Below are 18,948 nucleotides of genomic sequence, written 5' to 3'. Positions count from 1 at the left end.
CATGTTTTACTTCAGTCTTTTCCTCATTTGAAAACCTATATCAATTATACCTAAGATCGGTAACAGATACAGCCCAATTGGAAGAAATATTAAACTAAATATCGTGATAAGGATAGCTACAAAAATGGGTTGTCTCTTTTTATGCATGTAATAAAAAACAAACGACAGACCTTGCAATGCAAAAATTATACTCATTATAATCGACAGATTTAAAATAATTGCAGCTATAGTAGGCTGTGAACTGAGGTCTATCCAGCTTAAGATCATAACGATAAAATAGAGCCAGATCATTTGTTTGGGCAGCATGAATAAACGAAATGCCGGAAAACGATATTGACGATCCTGCCATCTGCTCAGGAATTTATAACTTAACCACTGTGTGACAAATGCCATCACAGCTGCCATAATAGTCAGGATGGATGGAATAATATCAAGTAAAATCATCATTTGATGCTCGATTAAATTTAAATCCTCCGTACTAACGGGTACTCCCATCGATTCTAACATAGCTCTACTTGAATCTAAGGATTCACTTATTAATAATTGGTATTCAGCAGCAAAGCTAATCCCTGCCAATCTTTCTATTAACACAAATAATATGAGAAAACCTACCGTAAATCCAATCGTTCCTTGAAGCCAAACTTCATATGGATGACGGTGAGATCTTATCGCCTGACCAATTAGTATACCTGCTAACACTGCAATTAATGTCAATGGTAATGATGCAATTAAGACATAGATGGTAAAAAGTAACGTTGTAAGAATCGTTATGATTCCTAAAACGGCTGCAGCTTTCCAGCCATGACGTGTCGTGTAAATAATAATTGGAATGGGTAGGACGAACATGGTGATCAATTCTACTGCAGGTAAATATATCGTCACAAGAAGGATTGCAACGAAGATCACCCCTAGGATAAGTCCATCTTTTATTTTCGCGTTCTGTTCTTGCATAGTATTTGACACCTCAATGGTTATTGAGCTACTTAGAAAAAGCACAGCTATAGTGCTGTGCTTACATACTAAGCTCAATTTCTTTTTAAAATATAAAGTTTATCCATAATTATAGCGATAACTGAACAAAATGACAAACCAAAACCGTTAATCATTTGACGGATAAATTCTGAAAAATTACTCTTTTTCTATTATTCCTTGTTATAATAAGCATATCACATTTATAAAGGAGCTAAACTATGGTCTCTACGCTTTTTTTCGACTTAGACGATACCCTACTATGGGACAAAAAGAGTATCAAAGCAGCATTTGAGCAAGCATGTCAATCTGTCCCTGGCTGTGATGAACATCAATTAGAACAAGCTGTACGAAAGGCTGCTCGCGAGCTTTATCAAAGCTATCCAACCTATTCATTTACTCAAATGATCGGTATCAATCCTTTTGAGGCACTGTGGGGAACGTTCGATGATCCTGGCGACGATTTCAAAATGATGTATCAGCTTATGCCAGAATATCGCGTAAAGGCCTGGTCTAATGGATTAAAGGCCTGTGGTATAACTGACCTTTCTTTAGCAACGCATTTAGCGAATCGTTTTATTGAGGAAAGAAAAAAGCACCCTTATGTTTATTCAGATACTTTTTCTGTTCTTGAGCAGCTTAAAGGCAAATATCAGCTTTTATTATTAACAAACGGCTCCCCTTCATTACAGCGGACAAAGTTAATGATCACACCTGAAATTGAGCACTATTTTGACCATATTGTTATTTCTGGCGAGTTTGGTCGTGGGAAACCGGATCCAGCCATTTTTGAACATGCCCTCAAACAAGCTAACACTCAACCTCATGAAGTTATCATGATTGGCGACAACTTAATGACAGATATACTTGGTGCTCATCGAACAGGTATTAAAAATATTTGGATTAATCACCACAATCAAAACGCGGAAGACGTAACACCTACTTATCAAGTCAAATCATTAACAGAGGCTCTCACGATTATAAATAGATAAAAGCCCGCTCAAACGTCTATGTCTAACTTGGAATCGATTGGAACATATACCTCTTAATTAGAAGCAATTTGGGATTGCACCCTATCTTTAGCCATTGTTGGCAAGTTATTTTCCATTCTCTTATCGATTAATGATCACCACCACCGAATCGTTCTACTATACGATTCGGTTCTTTTCTCAAATGATTTCCGCCTAATCTAACTAACTTGATTAGATCCTGAAACCTGAAAATACAAATTGCTTTTCTCGTCACAATTTGGTAAGATGTTCTAACGAACGTTCGTCAGGTAAAGGAGGGAATTTAATTGAGTGCTGAATATATTAAATCGGCAGCGCTAAAACTATTTGCCGAACATGGATATGACGGAACATCGTTGGCCTCTATTGCCGAGGTGGTCGGGATCAAAAAACAATCGATCTATGCTCATTTTCAAGGAAAAGATGATTTATTCCTAAGCCTGCTAAAGGAAACCTTTGCTGTAGAATTAGCTCGTGAGCAAACCTTCCTGAAAAATCATTTTAATGCACCACTCCACTCCTTCTTGGAAGATTCGTTGGCGAGCTTTTTATCGCGCTTTCATCATGATTATCGTTTGAAATTTTGGTTACGGGTAACCTTCTTACCTCCAACTAAATTATATGATCAGGTGAATCTAATGTTAAATAATTATATTTTAAATGTTGAGTCTCTCTACCTTGAGCGGTTTAAAGCGGCAGTCGACCATCAAGAAATCAATATACAAGATGCCAATAAAGCTAACTTAGCTTTCTCCGCTTTGCTTGATTCTGTTGGCATGGAGCTTATTTATGGAGATCAAGAACGGGCAAAGGAAAAACTGGCTGCTAGCTGGGCAATTTACTGGCATGGCCTCAATTCAACTTTGACAACATAGGAGGAGTCATACTATGTATCATGCGACAACATTCCGAGAAAAGTTATTACTCTTTCTTAAAATATTATGGCCGATTATGATTACACAAATTAGTCTATCGATGATGAATTTAGTAGATACGATAATGTCTGGACGGGTTGGAACGACCGACTTAGCCGGGGTTGCTATTGGCTCAAGTCTCTGGTCACCTGTATTTACAGGTATGAATGGAATTACGCTTGCGGTAACGCCTATTATCGCGCATTACTTAGGACGTAAGCAACAAAATAAGATTCATTATACAGTAACACAAGCTATCTACTTAGCTGTTATGATTGGCTTAACGATTATTCTCATAGGGAGTGTGGCACTTTCGCCTATATTATCCTCTATGAAACTCGATGAGCAGGTTCACGATATAGCTATGCATTACTTAATTGGCTTGTCTTTTGGTATCATACCACTATTTGTTTCCAATGTTATTCGTAATTTCTTTGATGGACAAGGATTAACACGTATTTCTATGTTTATCACTGTTCTAGCTGTACCTTTTAATGTATTACTGAACTTCAGCTTAATCTTTGGTAAATTTGGCCTCCCTCAACTCGGTGGAGTTGGCGCAGGTTATGCTACAGCCTTTACGTACTGGATTATTCTGTTTGCCAGTATCTTTATGCTGTTTAAAATTGATGCAGTAAGAGGATATCGTATTTGTCTTGATTGGCTTAAGCCCTCGATAAAGGCATGGAAAGAGCAGTTGACTATCGGTATTCCAATTGGCTTATCCATCTTTTTTGAATCCAGTATTTTTTCAATTGTAACATTACTTATTGGTGTGATGTTCTCAACCATTACCGTAGCAGCTAATCAAGTTGTCATTAGCTTCTCATCGTTAATCTTTATGATCCCATTAAGCCTGTCTATGGCTTTAACTATTGTAGTTGGTTTTTCTGTAGGTGGTGAACGACTAACAGCTGCTAAACATTATAGTTTGCTTGGTGTGTTAAGTGGAATAGGCGCTCTAGGAGTTGCTGCTATTTTTATGTTTTTCCTCCGAGAACAAATCGCGGGATTATACTCGAATGACCCTGAGGTTATTACGTTTGCAGGTCAATTATTTCTAGTTGCTATTTTATATCAACTATCTGATGGTGCTCAGGCAGGATTACAAGGAGTATTGCGAGGTTATAAAGATGTAAAAATTCCTTTTTTTATTGCTTTTATAGCTTATTGGATGCTTGGCATGCCGATCGGCTATTTACTAGCTGCATTTACCGAACTTGGACCGTTTGGCTTATGGATCGGAATATCAATCGGTCTTACCGGTGCAGCGATAGGCTTTTTGATTCGACTTCGCTTTATTTATCGTCAACAGTACAGACGTTTACAGGCATAAAGAAGCTCTTTACCCATAGGATAATAAGATGGATTTATTGATCAAAAAACGTCGAAGTGGTTTATCACCATATCGACGTTTTTTAGACTGTGAGACTCCTAAGGGTCAGACCCTGATCTTTTGCTCCTACCTTTCGATCCTAGCGTTCACTCTTCTTATGGTCTTGCTACCTATGCTAAAGTTCAAGGGCCACTACTTCTAAAATCTCTTCGACATCGGTCAAACCCGTTAAGTCTTGATCCGTAACTGCCACATCAACCGTTATTAGCATAATTGCTGCCCCACCAATATTAGATCTACCTACTTGCATCGTGGCAATATTAATATGATTCTCTGCTAACATGCTACCGACCTTACCAATAACTCCGGGCTGGTCAGTGTGACGAATAAAGATAATATGACCTTCTGGTACTAGGTCTACATTATAGCTTTCAACTTGAACGATACGTGGTCCAATACCCCTTAGTAGCGTTCCCGCCACTACCTTTGACCCTGATTTAGTTTTAATTTCTGCTTTAATTAAATTCACAAAACCTTCTGCATGACTGGTAATAAGCTCGTTAATAACGAGTCCTTGTTGCTCAGCTAAATAGGCTGCATTCACATCATTGATATGATCACCAAAGTGACACTTTAGTAGCCCCTTTATCGCATTTCGAGTCAGTGGGCCGACTTCAACATCATGTAATTCACCTGAATAGGAAAGGTTAATTTCTTCAATGACCTCTGTTGTTAAATGTGAGAGTATCATACCAATCTTTTCTGCCAAGTAAAAGTATGGCTCTATTTTTTTCATAACATCTTTCGGAACAGACGGTAAGTTGACAGGATTTCTAACTAAATCTCCCGTTAAGAGACGAACAACATCATGACTGACATCAATGGCCACACTCTCTTGGGCCTCTACTGTACTTGCGCCTAAATGAGGCGTTGCGATCACCTCTGGGAGCTCCAAGAGCTTATGGTTGGTCGCTGGTTCCTGTTCAAATACATCTAGAGCAGCACCAGCTACTTTCCCTAATTTTATTGCTTGGTACAATGCTTCTTCATCAATGATTCCACCACGGGCACAATTGATAATTTGAACACCTGGCTTCATTTTGGCGATCGCAGTGGCATCAATTAAATGTTTAGTTTCTTTTAATAACGGAGTATGGAGAGTTAGAAAATCAGCCACTTCGATAACCTGATCGATAGATCCTTTAATGATACCGAGCTGATCTGCCTTTTCAGTCGTTAAAAATGGATCAAAAGCGATCACCTTCATCCGTTGTCCTTTGGCTCGTAATGCAACCTCTCGACCAATTCGGCCTAATCCCACAACTCCTAATGTTTTCCCCTTTAGTTCAACCCCAACATGGCTTTTTCGATCCCATTTTTGTTGCTTTAATGCATAATAAGCCTGGGGAATTTTTCTAGCTAATGCCATTAGCATTGCGATCGTGTGCTCAGCTGCTGAGTTAGTGTTACCATCAGGGGCATTTACAACAATTACCCCATGCTCTGTTGCTGCCTCTAAATCAATATTATCAACACCTACACCTGCACGTCCTATAATTTTAAGCTTACGTCCTGCTGCAATAATTTCACGTGTGACCTTGGTCTGACTCCTAACAAGTAATGCATCATAATCAGCGATCTTTTCAACTAACTGTTCTGGTGATAAGTCTGTAATCATCTCAACCTCGATCTGTTTTGCTTCCCTTAATGGAAAAATACCATCCTCACTCAATGGATCACTAATTAATACACGATACGTCATAAGTTCATTCCTCCTGTTTTATTTTTTTACACCAACATAGCCGAATTCAGATATGTTTTGATTTAAGCCTTATTGTCTTTTCGCCAGCCTTCTATTTCCTTAGTCTTAGGTTTTTTAAAATCTGAAAACTAAATAACCTAACTCGAAAGAACAAAAGCGCAGAGCGCCCGCTTAAAAACGTAGCGACTGGAGCGAATCAACTGAGATAAAGGAATCACGGTGAGCTTGCGAACCGATGATGACTTATCGTAGGACGATTCGTGAAGTCGCCTAGTTTTTGGCACTCGAAACTGGACGTCGCTAAACAGGTTGCCTACATGTTATCCACTTCCGAAAAATTTATCATTTCCTAGACAGAAATAAAAAAAACTTTCCGCCCACTACAATAACTGTAAGGGGCGAAAAGTCTAAAAACCTCCGCGGTACCACCCTGATTTTACTATTCATATCATGAATAGCCTTCATTGGTTATGTGTAACGTACATCACCGTTCGAACCTACTTGATGTTCAATTCGAATACTCAGAAGTGCTATTTATTGACTGAAGCACTGGTTTACACCAACCACCAGCTCTCTAAAGCTCCAAAAAACAATAAACCTATCTTCTTCATCGTTTTTAATATGACTAAAAATTTTGAATTTTTATTTATCATAGCATGATTTTGGCAAAAGTCAACTATCTTTTTCATTCATTTAAGGTGGCTGTTCACACATCATCAGACGATCATTTTACAACACAAAATATCTTATCGATCGAATATATTATGATAACTAGTAAAGGAAGCGGTGTTAGTTCTGAGAACAGGCAACAACACCGCTTCCTTATCTTTTATTATCTTTAACTCGATACAGCCAGGGGTTGAACCTCGTAACTGAATGGAAGACAAAGAGGCATTCATCTCACCACCTATAGAATTGGGAGAAGTTAATATCCTCGATTGATTTTTATAATGCTAACTTATCTTCACATTCTCTCTAGTCGGTCTTTTCTTATGCCCATATATTCGTGGAGCAAGGTATTTATCAATCAATGGTGCAAGTCCATTCATGATTAAGATAGCAATTCCAATTCCTCCAGGGAAATCAAATACAATCCTAAGTAGCATGGTTAGTACACCACACCCAATAGCAAAAACAATTTTCCCATCAGGAGTAAGGGCTCCTGAGCTATAATCTGTTACCATGTAAACAGCACCAAAAAGTAATGTACCGCTTAAAACATGGGTCATATAATAGGTAAAACTAAAGTCACCATATAAAGAAGCGAGAGTAGCGGTTGTTAAAACAAAGATGATCGGAACTTTATAGTCAATAATCCCTCTTACAACTAAGTAAACAAATCCGATTAAGATCGCTAATTTGGATGTTTCACCAACATTCCCCCCAAGACCTACTCCAAGAAATAAATCCCATAGCCCTGGAACTTCAGCAGGGACCGAACGTGAAAAGTTTCCAATATACTCAAGTGGAGTAGCAGTCGCCACAACATCTGGTTCAGGTGTTACCCAATTCGTAATCCATGGTGAGAAAAATATCTTCAGCATGACTCTTGCTGCAACGGCTGGATTAAAGGCGTTACGGCCAATACCACCTGGAAGCTGCTTGACTAGAAGAATGGCAAAAGCACTACCTAAAACAATGCTCCACATTGGGGCAGTTACCGGTAAGCTTAAACCAATTAACATGCCTGTTACCGCTGCACTATAATCGTGAATCGTAATATCCAACCCACGCCATTTTTGATAAAGGAACTCAAAGCCAATTGAACTAATCATCCCAACTGCTACCATTAATAACACACGCCAACCAAAAAAATAAGTAGCTGCAATGGTTGGGAAGAGTAAGGCAATGATAACTTGTTGCATAATCCACCCAGAGCTTCGTCTAGAATACAAATGAGGTGATGGGGTTTTATTTAAGCGGCCTTCATTTAAAGAAATCGTTCCATTCATGGGTTAGTCCTCCTTCTGTGCTTTGATTGCCTGTTTTGCTGCTCGAATATTATCCAATAATGGAATTTTGGCTGGACATATATAGGAACAGTTACCACAATCAATACAATCTAATGCACCAAGCTGTTCAGCTTGGTCTAAATCTCCATCTTCATAAGCATTACTGATGAGAATCGGTTGTAAGCTAACTGGACAAACATGGAGACACTCAGCACATTTAATACAAGGAGTTCTTTCAGAACGGCTAGCCTCCTCCTTAGCTAGGAAGGTAATGACAGAGGATCCTTTTGTGATTGGAACACGACCTGAGGTTAATGGCTTCCCCATCATCGGACCACCATGAATCATTTTACCTGGACTGGATCGAAATCCGTCACAGGCCTCAATTAACGTATTAATCGGTGTTCCAATCCGAACCCAAAAGTTTTTCGGCTCTTTAATAGGTTCGCCTGAAACAGTAGTAATACGTTTAGTTAACGGACGTCCTAATTTAACAGCTTCATAAACCGCATAGGTTGTGGCAACATTCGTTACAACCGTATGCACATCAGCTGGCAATCCACCTGGTGGGACTTCTCTTCCAGTTAACTTTTGAATTAAATTTTTTTCTGATCCCTGTGGATAAATCGTTTCCAATTCTTTTATCTCAATAGTATCGTGATCTTGAATGGCTGCTTGCATAATCGCCACACTTTCGTGCACGTTTGTTTCCAATGCTATATACGCCTTATTAACAGACAATACCTCCATTAGAATGCGAACACCTTCTACAAGTTCCTCTGCGTACTCTACCATTAAGCGATGATCAGCAGTCGAATAGGATTCACATTCTGCACCGTTTATAATTAAAGTATCAATCGTCTTATTAGGTGGTGGTGAAAGCTTTACGGATGTAGGAAACGTTGCACCTCCCATTCCAACTATTCCTGCTTGTTCAATTAACTGAAGCTTCTTTGTCGGATCTAATTCTATTGAGGGGTCAAATAAAGGTTCTGCGCTTTCATCTTTATAGTCATTTTTGACAATAATACAAGGCGAATCCCCATTAAGAGTTGGATGATTCGTTATATCAACAACTTCTCCTGAAACAGATGAATAAATATTTGCAGAGATCATACCATCTTTTTCAGCCAATAAAGTGCCTACTTTGACATGATCACCAATAGAAACAATTGGTTTTGTTGGTGCACCAATGTGCATTGATAGTGGGAATATGAGGTATTCAGGTACGGGTGCTTCTTCGACGGGGCGGTGTTCGGTCCTCTCTTTACGGTCCTCTGTGTAGGCCCCTTGCCTCTTTCGCATTAAATGAAATAATTTTTTCATCTTATCCTTCCTTTCGATTTAGATTGGCTTAGTATTAAATTCTATGTAATGACATAACCAAAAGCATCGCTCCTTTCTATACGTCTCTATGATACTCTATATCTTTTTTCTCTAGCAAGCTAAACGTTTTGACTAGAAAAAATAGTTTGTCAGTTTATCTAGATGTAAGGATGTGATCAAAATTAACCGAAAGAGGTGCAAGTAAATCGAGGTGTCATGTTAAAACGAAACTATAAATCATACAACGAACTTAACCGTTGAATTTAGCAACAGCAAGAAAATTACAATAAAAGCCTTTATCCAAAACACGTTGGAAGTGGAGCCTAGGTTACTACAAGACCTTGGAGTTATAAGAAACTTCAGCTTTGACCCTAATCCTCTTGTGATATCTAGCAGGTTCTTCATTTTCCAATTACAGCTACTTTGTCACTTTTTTGTCTTAGTGAGTAAGGTAAGAATGAAAATGATATACCTTTACAGCTAGCGTCTTTGTGCTGGACCTCCCCTAACCAATAAATTTTGCCTCTAATAACTTGAACATTAAAAAACCTATTTAACGGTAATTTGACTAGAGTAGTCTATTACGTTAAATAGGTTTTTTTAAAATAGATTATTCACTAACAAATGGTAACAATGCCATTTGACGTGCTCGTTTAATCGCTTTTGTTAATTTACGTTGATATTTTGCTGAAGTTCCTGTTACACGACGAGGAAGAATTTTCCCACGTTCTGAAACGAATCTTCTTAGTAAATCAACATCTTTATAGTCGATATGTGTAATGCCGTTTGCTGTGAAATAACAAACTTTACGGCGCTTTGAACGTCCACCACGACGAGGTGCCATTATAACAACTCCTTTACTTATTAGAATGGTAAGTCATCATCTGATATATCAATCGGCTCTAAATTTTCGTGACTAGAACCTGACTGTTGATTGGAATAATTTTGACTTGGCGCTTGTTGTTGGTTCTGGTATTGCTCGGACTGATAAGCTCCAGACCCCTGTTCGCCACTTCTAGCTGCAGACTGACTGCCCTTTGTTTCTAAAAACTGAACACTGTCAGCTACAACCTCTGTAATGTAGACACGTTTCCCGTCTTGTCCATCAAATGATCTTGTTTGGATTCGACCATCAACACCAACTAAACTACCCTTACTCATATAATTGGCTAGGTTTTCCGCTGGTTTTCTCCATACTACACAATTGATAAAATCAGCTTCACGATCACCTTGTTGATTAGAAAAAGGTCTATTTACAGCAAGTGTGAAATTAGCTACTGCTACTCCGCTTGCAGTATACCGCAAGTCTGGATCCTTCGTTAATCTGCCGACGAGTACGACACGATTTAACATGAGAACCCCTCCTTATTGATCGTCTTCACGAATAGCGATGTGACGAATAATATCATCAGAAAACTTGGCTAAGCGGTCAAATTCATTGATAGCTTTTTCATCGCCTTTAAAGTTAAGTACGACATAGTAACCATCACGGAAATCATTAATTTCATAAGCAAGGCGTTTCTTGCCTTTCTCATCAACTTTAATATCCTCCGCTCCATTCTCAGTAAGGATTGAATTAAAACGCTCAATAACAGCTGTTTTGGCCTCATCCTCAATATTCGGGCGAATGATATACATAATTTCGTAATTTCTCATTCGTTTGCACCTCCTTTTGGTCTTAGCGGCCCTTTGTGATTACAAAGAGCAAGGAGTAATAAATATATCATTACTCACAATCAGTTATTATACCAAACATAGTATCAATTAGCAAGCTATAATCACATTTCACTTCTGCCTATCTCTAACATTAAAACTATGCTAGACATTGAAGCGGAAATGAATAACATCGCCATCCTTCACGACATAATCTTTACCTTCTAAACGAACCTTACCACGCTCTCTCGCTACAGACATTGAACCTGCTTCCACTAAATCCACATAAGAAACGGTCTCCGCACGAATAAAGCCCCGTTCAAAATCGGTATGAATGATACCTGCTGCCTGGGGTGCCTTAATGCCTTTACGAAATGTCCAAGCACGCACTTCTTGTTCCCCGGCTGTAAAGTAAGTCGCTAAGCCTAATAATTGATAAGTAGCTTTAATTAATTGGTCTAAACCAGATTCGGGGATACCTAACTCCTCTAGAAACATGGTCTTTTCTTCCCCATCAAGCTCAGCAATTTCAGATTCTACCTTAGCACTAATTACAATCACTTCTGCTTGCTCATTACTTGCAAATTCACGCACCTTATTTATATAAGGATTTTGATCTGCATCTAGTAATTCATCTTCTCCAACATTTGCTACATATAGCACAGGTTTCTGTGTTAATAGATGTAGCCCTTTTACAATTTTGAATTGTTCATCTGTAAATGAGATAGACCTTGCTGGCTTCTCCTGCTCAAACGCCTCTTTTAATTTTGTTAGAATTTCAAATTCAATCAGCGCTTCTTTATCCTTCTGACGAGCTAATTTTTCCACTCTTGGTAGCCGTTTTGTAACAGTTTCTAAATCTGCTAAAATCAATTCTAAATTTATCGTTTCAATATCAGATATTGGATCAACCGTTCCAGCTACATGTGTAATATTATCATCTTGAAAGCAACGTACAACATGACAAATAGCGTCCACTTGTCTAATATGTGATAAGAATTGGTTTCCCAATCCTTCACCCTTACTAGCGCCTTTGACAATACCAGCAATATCAGTAAACTCAAATGCTGTTGGTACGGTTTTTTTTGGTTTAACAAGCTCTGTTAATCGATTTAAACGTTGATCAGGTACTTCAACGATGCCAACGTTTGGATCAATTGTACAGAAAGGGTAGTTTGCCGACTCTGCCCCTGCTTGTGTAATTGCGTTAAATAATGTCGATTTCCCTACATTCGGTAAGCCGACAATCCCTGCTGTTAATGCCATTAAACTTCCACTCCTTAAATAAGCCGCTCATCTGAACGTTATTCCCTTAATCATTATAGTAATCGATCCTAGAAAAAACAAGTTTATAAAAAACGATAACTAGACCATGCTTGGTCTTATTTTTCTAAAAAAATTAACAAATCCTTCTTTTTATCGATTGATTTTTAGATAAAAAATCAAACGCCCCTTTAAATGAAGTTAAAATTAATGTTTCACGTGAAACAATTAGATATTACTCTGCTGATTCAAGTACTCGTTTGAGTTTTGTTTCAAACTTTTTTCTAGGAATTAAAACACTGTGGCCACAGCCTTGGCATTTAATCCGTATATCCATGCCCATTCTAATGATTTTCCATCTATTTTCTCCACAAGGGTGTGACTTTTTCATCTCGACGATATCATTTAATTGATATTGCTTATTCACCGTGTATTCCTCCTTTGTACAATCATTTTATCATTTCTTATCCTGCTTGTACCACACTTTTAATGGATAGACCAGTAAGCAAAATAAAAGATAGAGATTGATCATACCATATAAGGGATAAAGATACTGTATTAACACTTGAAAACCGATAAAGGCAAGTGGCGTAATAAATAATAGTAGGATAAGGGTTAGCTTAGTTAGGCTCCAAGGGCACAATGACTTTAAGCGAACGGTCAAGCCCATCATCCCTGCAATAGCTGTTGTAAAAATGGCTAACCATAGAATAACAGTAACGACGATCATCACTGTATATGGAAAATGCACTAATATACCAAATAGCGGCATTTCATATCGACTAATTTCTGATGAAATTAAGACAAGGCAATAATTATAAATAAAGGATAGCCCGCCAAGAATACTTGCACTTACAACACTCGCTATAATAATTTCTCTTTTACTGCTAATTCTGCCACCTATAGCTCCAAGCACTGAGATTAGTGGCAATATGTTTAATGCTGTAAAGGGAAAAGCCGACTTCCACTTAAGTTGATTTGTAGCTATCTCTGGCATTAAATCAACCTTTACTAAAAATAAAGTTAATAATCCGAACAGGACGATAAGAAGAACAGGAAGGACTAGACTATTTAATTTTAAAATTCCATCAACACCTTTATTAAACACCCATAAGATCAAGTTAACAATAAATAAAATACCGACCCACTTAGGAAAATTTAATGCTTCAAACGTGGCTCCACTTCCAGCGACCATAATCACATTTGTTGAAAATAAGTAAATGATAATCATAGTATCATAGAAAAAGCTCATTCTTTTTCCTACTATTTTTGCTAAGATCGGGCGATAGTCATGGGTTTTTTCCTGATAACTAATCTGCAAAGTACTATAGCAGCTTATTGCCATTAAAATAACAAATAAAAAAATAGCTAGTCCACTTTTCGGGCCAAAAAATTGCCAAAGCTCTCTTCCTGATGCAAACCCAGCTCCAATCATTGTGCCAATGATTAAAAATATCCAATGATAGCTTTTCCCCATTATGATTGCCTCCATTATTTCACGTATAGATGTGAACAAAACATCGTATACTAATAAAAATATGATGGAGGTATTGAAACTATGAGCTTATCTAAACAGCATGATCAACGCCCGGAGAAATTGAGCTTAGATTATAACCAACTAATGGTTTATCAGGATATAGCGAAGTTTATTTTTTCTTGGTTACCTAACTATACTCAGGAAATCGTTATTATTTGTATTGGTTCAGATCGATCTACAGGAGATGCTTTAGGTCCTATAACTGGCTCACTATTAACAAGATGGAAGCCCGCCTTTTTTACCGTTTACGGTACTTTAGCACAGCCAATCCATGCACTAAATTTGACAGAACAATTAAACCAAATTAATCTTAACCATCCACATGCTTTTATAATTGCCGTTGATGCCTGTTTAGGGAAAGCTACATCTGTTGGTAAAATAACAGCAAGTATTGGTGCTTTAAAGCCAGGTTTGGCGCTAAAAAAGAAGCTACCTGAAGTGGGTGACTTACACATAACCGGTATTGTTAATGCGACCACACCTGTTGATTATTTATCCTTACAAAACACGAGGCTCCATTTAGTAATGGAACAAGCAGAAGTCATCGCAAGATCACTTCATTATCTTCACCGTACCTATCTCACCCACTCGAATCACAGCAAAATAATCAATTAATGAGGTAGTCAGCCGTTACAAGCAATCCGACAATCATGATGGCTGGAATTAAATTTGCTATCCTGATTTTGGTTAGACCTAGCATATTCAATCCTATTGCTACAATTAACAACCCTCCTATAGCAGTTGTTTCATTGATAAGTCTATCTAATAATGCATGAGGAATAGAACTCTGAATCAGTTGAGCAAGTATCGCTAAACTTCCTTGATATAATACAACCGGTATCGCAGACAAACCGACACCAATTCCCAAGGTCGCACTTAACACAAGAGCAGTAAATCCATCTAACATTGACTTTGTTATCAGTACCGTATGATCATTATTTAACCCGCTATTTAATGCACCGATTATAGCCATTGCCCCAACAACAAAGATCATACTTGCTGTAATAAACCCTTGGGCAATCCTTGAATCTTGCTGATTTCTATTAACGTAATACGCAACTTTTGTACCAATTTTATTAAATGCACTCTCGAGGTTAAGCCATTCTCCTATCACGCCTCCAAGCATTAGACTAAGAAGAATTAAAATCATATTATTGACCTGAAAAGCCATTTGTAATCCAATTAATAAAATGGCTAATGCCACACCAGCCGTAGCTGTATCCTTAAATCTATCCGGAATTTTTCTAATAAAAAGCCCAAAAAAAGTACCAAGAAGGATTGCTCCTCCATTGATAAATGTTCCTGTTAATATCATTGCTGCACCTGCCTAAAATGTTTCACGTGAAACATTCTGAATAAATTCTCAACACATGTAGTAAAATCTGGTTTAGTAAGATACTAAACCAGATCAGTTTTTTCTTTATTAATCTTGTAACAATTCAATAATTCGATCAAGGTCATCGTTATTATAAAAGTCGATCTCAATTTTGCCTTTTTTCTTGCCTTGATGTATTTTAACATTTGTCCCTAATCGATCTCGCAATGTATTTTCACGTTCGAGAATAAAGATATTTTTCTTAACTTTGGTTGCCTTTTCTTTAGGAGCTTTTTGATTTAGCTGTTGCACAAGTCCCTCTACTTGACGAACATTAAGTTTCTCTGAGGTAATCTTTTTTATTAATACGGTTAGTTTCGTCTTATCTTTTAATCCTAGAAGTGCCCGACCATGTCCCATTGATAGCTCACCGTTATTAATCATTGCTGTAACTGGAGCAGGAAGCTGTAATAATCTCACCAGGTTCGCAATATGTGGTCTACTCTTTCCTAGTTTTTTTGCTAAATCGTCCTGAGTCAAATCATAGGTTTTCATCAAATTCACATAGGCTTGAGCTTCCTCAATAGGTGTCAGGTTTTCACGTTGTAAGTTTTCTAGTAAAGCAAGTTCCATCATTTTTTGGTCATCCATCTCTTTAACGATGACCGGAATTCGATCAAGTCCAGCTTCTTTCGCTGCTCGATAGCGTCGTTCACCAGCAATGATCTCATAGCCTTTGATCGATTTTCTTACAAGCAATGGTTGAATAATGCCATATTCCAAAATTGACGCCGTTAACTCCTCAAGTCCTTCTACTTGAAAAGTCTTTCGAGGTTGATATGGATTAGGGCGACACTTTGTAATTTCTACTTGAATAACGTTTTCTTGATCTAGATTTTCTTGTTCAAGCTCTGGAAAAAAAGCATTAATCCCCTTACCTAACCCTCTCGCCATTCGCAATCACTTCCTTTGCTAAATCCAAATAAACTTCGGCTCCTCTAGATTTTGGATCATAAGTAATAATGGGCTGACCATAACTTGGTGCTTCACCCAAACGAACATTCCGAGGAATAACTGAGCGATACACTTTATCTTGGAAGTATTTCTTTACTTCTTCGATGACCTGCAATCCTAGATTTGTTCGTGCATCTAACATCGTTAACAACACACCTTCAATCATTAATCCTTTATTAAGGTGCTTTTGTACTAACCTCACAGTATTTAGTAATTGACTTAACCCCTCTAATGCGTAGTATTCACATTGAACAGGGATTAAGACACTATGGGCCGCAGTTAACGAGTTTAAGGTTAACAGACCTAAAGATGGTGGGCAATCAATAATGATGTAATCATATTGATTTATTGATGATTCTAATGCTTTTTTTAATCGTACTTCTCTTGAAATGGTTGGAACTAACTCTATTTCTGCTCCTGCCAATTGAATCGTGGCAGGTATCACATCTAGATTATCAATCGCTGTAGAAACACAGACATCAACAGCACTTAAATCTTCTACAAGTACATTATAAATGCATTGATCAATATCTGCTTTATTTATACCTACCCCACTTGTTGCATTTCCTTGTGGATCAATATCAACAAGTAACGTTTTATGACCTAAATGTGCTAAGCATGCACTTAAGTTTACGGCTGATGTTGTTTTGCCTACGCCGCCTTTTTGATTTGCTACGGCGATTACTTTTCCCATCGTGTCACCTACCTAGTCTAAAACTCTATCATATCTATTCTATCATTTTTTTTAAAAATAAACATCGCAATTTAAATAGATAATTATGTTAAATTTAAAAATCAATCTATTTTACCTATAAAAATTAAATTAATAGACCTATTCTGCTTGCATTTCTAAACACTTTATTTATAAAGAACACGATTTTTGCAGTTGATAGACAATACATCTTTAGTTCAATTGCTAGTAGAATAATATCCTTTGATCAATCAGAACAATGAAGTCATTTTCGCTTGAGGTTTGTGCTCTCCCACTTAGAAATGGCGTGTTCCCTTTTTTCATGTTATGGGAGTCTTACAAAAGCCCTTCGATGGGGCGAGTAATCGCAGCCCCAGCCAGTAACACTGCGATAAAATAAGAAAAAACCTACCTCAGCTGGTGAGATAGGTTAATTTTTTGGTATCTTTATTGTGATTTGATAGTATTCATCTAAATCCTGCTCATCTGTTTCTAACTTAACGCCAGTATCTGATACCATATTAAGTGATTGCCGTATTGTGTTCATAGCTATTCGCATATCTTTATTAAAACCCTTTAATCTTGGTTTTCTCTTTTTAGGCTGTTCGTTAAGCATCTTTTCAATGCGTTGTTCTGTTTGTTTTACATTTAAATGATGATTAATAATCTCTTCTAATAATTGCTCTTGCTTATTTTGATCCTTTAAGCTGATCAAGGCTCTAGCATGTCTTTCTGTAATCTTTTTGTTTAATATTGCATTTTGAACAGATTCCGGTAGCTTTAACAAACGCATTTTATTGGCGATAGTAGATTGGCTTTTTCCTAAACGTTGGGCAAGTGCTTCTTGTGTTAATTGATGTATCGAAAGTAAGCGCTCATAGGCTTTCGCTTCTTCTATTACTGTCAATTCTTCGCGTTGTAAATTTTCAATAAGGGCAACCGAAGCTGTTTCTTTGTCATTCATTTCACGAATGATCGCAGGGATATGCTCCCATTCTAAGAGGGATACCGCACGATAGCGACGTTCGCCTGCTATGATTTCATACTTTTCATTCTGGCTATCCTCATCTAAGACTCTTACGACGATTGGCTGAATCATACCATGAGTACGAATCGTTTGAGCAAGTTCCTCTATTTTCTCTTGATTAAAAATTGTCCTTGGTTGAAATCGATTCGGTACAATTTGATTTATGGCAAGATGGACAACTTCCCCTTGATTCAATGTTTCTTCTTCCATTGCCCCTTCTTTATCACCCATTCCGAATATACGACTAAACGGAGGCAACATATCAACACCACCTTCTCTTCCGTTCTCTCATTATCCCAGAATAAAAATGTTTCACGTGGAACATTTAAATGAAATAAACCTGATATAATACCAACATATATTCCTATACTTCTACTATTTTATCACAATATCCTGCAAAATCGTAAAGGAATATTTAAAATTAGGCAACTGTTTCATTCAAACTAGTGGTGATTTCGTTGGTGTACCTGGTTTTCTAGGATAAGCTTTAGGCGTTTGACGTTTCTTGTCAATGACTACAATATTGCGTTCACCTTGGTTTTTAGGGAGATCAAACGTATAAACGGTATTAATTTGTCCCCCCAGTAATTCAATTGCATTTTCAGCTTCCTTTAGTTCACTCTCAGCATTCGGTCCTTTCATCGCAATAAAAAGACCACCTGTTTTAGCAAGGGGCAGGCAAAATTCACTGAGTACCGATGTTTTTGCTACTGCCCTTGCAATGACAAGGTCAAATTGGTGTCTAAACTGCTTATTGCGGCCAAAAAATTCTGCTCGATCATGATAAAAGGCAACATCCTCTAAGCCTAATTGATTGGCAAGATGATTTAAAAAGGCAATACGTTTATTTAAAGAGTCTACGATCGTGACTTTCAATTGAGGAAAACAAATTTTTAATGGTATACTTGGGAATCCTGCACCAGCTCCGACATCACAAACAGTTAAATCCTTTGTCAAATCTACATAAAAGCCAGCTGTAATGGAATCGTAAAAATGCTTAAGATAAACCTCAGCTTGTTCAGTTATCGCAGTTAAATTCATTTTTTGATTCCATTCAATTAAGGTTTGGTAGTAGATCTCAAACTGTTGCCTCTGTTCAGTTGATAAGGTGATACCATTTTGGCTTAATGCTTGCTCAAATTGATCTATATTCATTGATTTTTTCCCTTTCCTTTGGCC

The 18,948-nt window shown here is 37.6% G+C and carries 19 protein-coding genes and 1 other annotated feature; of the genes, 4 read left to right on the top strand and 15 right to left on the bottom strand.

The window, feature by feature from the left end:
• Window positions 1-6: 6 nt before the first annotated feature.
• A complete protein-coding gene (locus tag ASE01S_RS07165; protein WP_067840432.1) occupies window positions 7-951 on the bottom strand; it encodes a YybS family protein in 945 nt (314 codons plus the stop codon).
• 239 nt (window positions 952-1,190) lie between these two features.
• Here ASE01S_RS07165 and ASE01S_RS07160 point away from each other — a divergent pair, with 239 nt between their 5' ends.
• From ASE01S_RS07160 to ASE01S_RS07150, 3 genes are all read left to right on the top strand, one after another.
• Entirely contained in the window at window positions 1,191-1,961 is a 771-nt protein-coding gene (locus ASE01S_RS07160; protein WP_067840430.1) for an HAD family hydrolase, read from the top strand.
• A 305-nt stretch (window positions 1,962-2,266) separates the two neighbouring features.
• Window positions 2,267-2,854 (top strand): TetR/AcrR family transcriptional regulator, encoded by a 588-nt coding sequence (locus tag ASE01S_RS16325; RefSeq protein ID WP_067840428.1) that lies wholly within the window; start codon window positions 2,267-2,269, stop codon window positions 2,852-2,854.
• 13 nt (window positions 2,855-2,867) lie between these two features.
• Window positions 2,868-4,229 (top strand): MATE family efflux transporter, encoded by a 1,362-nt coding sequence (locus ASE01S_RS07150; protein ID WP_067840426.1) that lies wholly within the window; start codon window positions 2,868-2,870, stop codon window positions 4,227-4,229.
• Window positions 4,230-4,404: 175 nt separating this feature from the next.
• Here the strand turns inward: ASE01S_RS07150 and serA are convergent, their stop codons facing one another.
• From serA to ASE01S_RS07105, 9 genes are all read right to left on the bottom strand, one after another.
• On the bottom strand, window positions 4,405-5,991 hold the full coding sequence (serA, locus tag ASE01S_RS07145) for a phosphoglycerate dehydrogenase (RefSeq protein ID WP_067840424.1): 1,587 nt from the start codon (window positions 5,989-5,991) through the stop codon (window positions 4,405-4,407).
• A 391-nt stretch (window positions 5,992-6,382) separates the two neighbouring features.
• Window positions 6,383-6,611 (bottom strand) — a binding site (T-box leader).
• A 333-nt stretch (window positions 6,612-6,944) separates the two neighbouring features.
• On the bottom strand, window positions 6,945-7,943 hold the full coding sequence (locus ASE01S_RS07140) for an RnfABCDGE type electron transport complex subunit D (RefSeq protein WP_067840422.1): 999 nt from the start codon (window positions 7,941-7,943) through the stop codon (window positions 6,945-6,947).
• A 3-nt stretch (window positions 7,944-7,946) separates the two neighbouring features.
• Complete coding sequence (gene rsxC, locus ASE01S_RS07135; RefSeq protein ID WP_067840420.1) at window positions 7,947-9,269, bottom strand: electron transport complex subunit RsxC; 1,323 nt, start codon at window positions 9,267-9,269, stop codon at window positions 7,947-7,949.
• 610 nt (window positions 9,270-9,879) lie between these two features.
• The gene (gene rpsR / locus ASE01S_RS07130; RefSeq protein ID WP_169793095.1) at window positions 9,880-10,116 is read right to left on the bottom strand and encodes a 30S ribosomal protein S18; all 237 of its coding nucleotides are present in this window, start codon (window positions 10,114-10,116) and stop codon (window positions 9,880-9,882) included.
• A 17-nt stretch (window positions 10,117-10,133) separates the two neighbouring features.
• Window positions 10,134-10,622 (bottom strand): single-stranded DNA-binding protein, encoded by a 489-nt coding sequence (gene ssb, locus ASE01S_RS07125; protein WP_067840416.1) that lies wholly within the window; start codon window positions 10,620-10,622, stop codon window positions 10,134-10,136.
• Between the two features lie 12 nt (window positions 10,623-10,634).
• Entirely contained in the window at window positions 10,635-10,925 is a 291-nt protein-coding gene (gene rpsF / locus ASE01S_RS07120) for a 30S ribosomal protein S6 (RefSeq protein ID WP_067840414.1), read from the bottom strand.
• 162 nt (window positions 10,926-11,087) lie between these two features.
• Entirely contained in the window at window positions 11,088-12,188 is a 1,101-nt protein-coding gene (gene ychF / locus ASE01S_RS07115) for a redox-regulated ATPase YchF (RefSeq protein ID WP_067840412.1), read from the bottom strand.
• A gap of 232 nt (window positions 12,189-12,420) precedes the next feature.
• A complete protein-coding gene (locus ASE01S_RS07110; RefSeq protein ID WP_067840409.1) occupies window positions 12,421-12,612 on the bottom strand; it encodes a DUF951 domain-containing protein in 192 nt (63 codons plus the stop codon).
• A gap of 30 nt (window positions 12,613-12,642) precedes the next feature.
• Complete coding sequence (locus ASE01S_RS07105; RefSeq protein ID WP_067840406.1) at window positions 12,643-13,662, bottom strand: YkvI family membrane protein; 1,020 nt, start codon at window positions 13,660-13,662, stop codon at window positions 12,643-12,645.
• An 81-nt stretch (window positions 13,663-13,743) separates the two neighbouring features.
• Between ASE01S_RS07105 and yyaC the strand changes: the two genes are divergently transcribed.
• Window positions 13,744-14,337, top strand: a complete 594-nt coding sequence (yyaC, locus tag ASE01S_RS07100; RefSeq protein WP_067840404.1) for a spore protease YyaC — start codon at window positions 13,744-13,746, stop codon at window positions 14,335-14,337.
• On the opposite strand, the gene ASE01S_RS07095 is transcribed toward yyaC, so the two are convergent.
• From ASE01S_RS07095 to rsmG, 5 genes are all read right to left on the bottom strand, one after another.
• Entirely contained in the window at window positions 14,330-15,037 is a 708-nt protein-coding gene (locus ASE01S_RS07095; protein WP_067840402.1) for a DUF554 domain-containing protein, read from the bottom strand. The two genes, yyaC and ASE01S_RS07095, sit on opposite strands and share 8 nt — an antisense overlap.
• A 108-nt stretch (window positions 15,038-15,145) precedes the next feature.
• Window positions 15,146-15,991: a ParB/RepB/Spo0J family partition protein gene (locus ASE01S_RS07090; protein ID WP_067840400.1), complete on the bottom strand. Its 846-nt coding sequence runs from the start codon at window positions 15,989-15,991 to the stop codon at window positions 15,146-15,148.
• Window positions 15,972-16,745, bottom strand: coding sequence for a ParA family protein (locus ASE01S_RS07085; RefSeq protein WP_067840397.1), 774 nt, complete (start codon window positions 16,743-16,745; stop codon window positions 15,972-15,974). Before ASE01S_RS07085 ends, ASE01S_RS07090 begins: the two co-directional genes overlap by 20 nt.
• A gap of 427 nt (window positions 16,746-17,172) precedes the next feature.
• The gene (noc, locus tag ASE01S_RS07080; protein WP_067840395.1) at window positions 17,173-18,030 is read right to left on the bottom strand and encodes a nucleoid occlusion protein; all 858 of its coding nucleotides are present in this window, start codon (window positions 18,028-18,030) and stop codon (window positions 17,173-17,175) included.
• Between the two features lie 177 nt (window positions 18,031-18,207).
• Window positions 18,208-18,924, bottom strand: coding sequence for a 16S rRNA (guanine(527)-N(7))-methyltransferase RsmG (rsmG, locus tag ASE01S_RS07075; RefSeq protein WP_067840393.1), 717 nt, complete (start codon window positions 18,922-18,924; stop codon window positions 18,208-18,210).
• Window positions 18,925-18,948: the final 24 nt, after the last annotated feature.

Source organism: Amphibacillus sediminis NBRC 103570, assembly GCF_001552275.1.
In the GTDB taxonomy this organism is placed as follows: Bacteria; Bacillota; Bacilli; order Bacillales; family Amphibacillaceae; genus Amphibacillus_B; species Amphibacillus_B sediminis.
The sequence above is the reverse complement of the archived record's forward strand: the minus strand, read 5'-3'. Positions and strand labels throughout refer to the sequence as shown.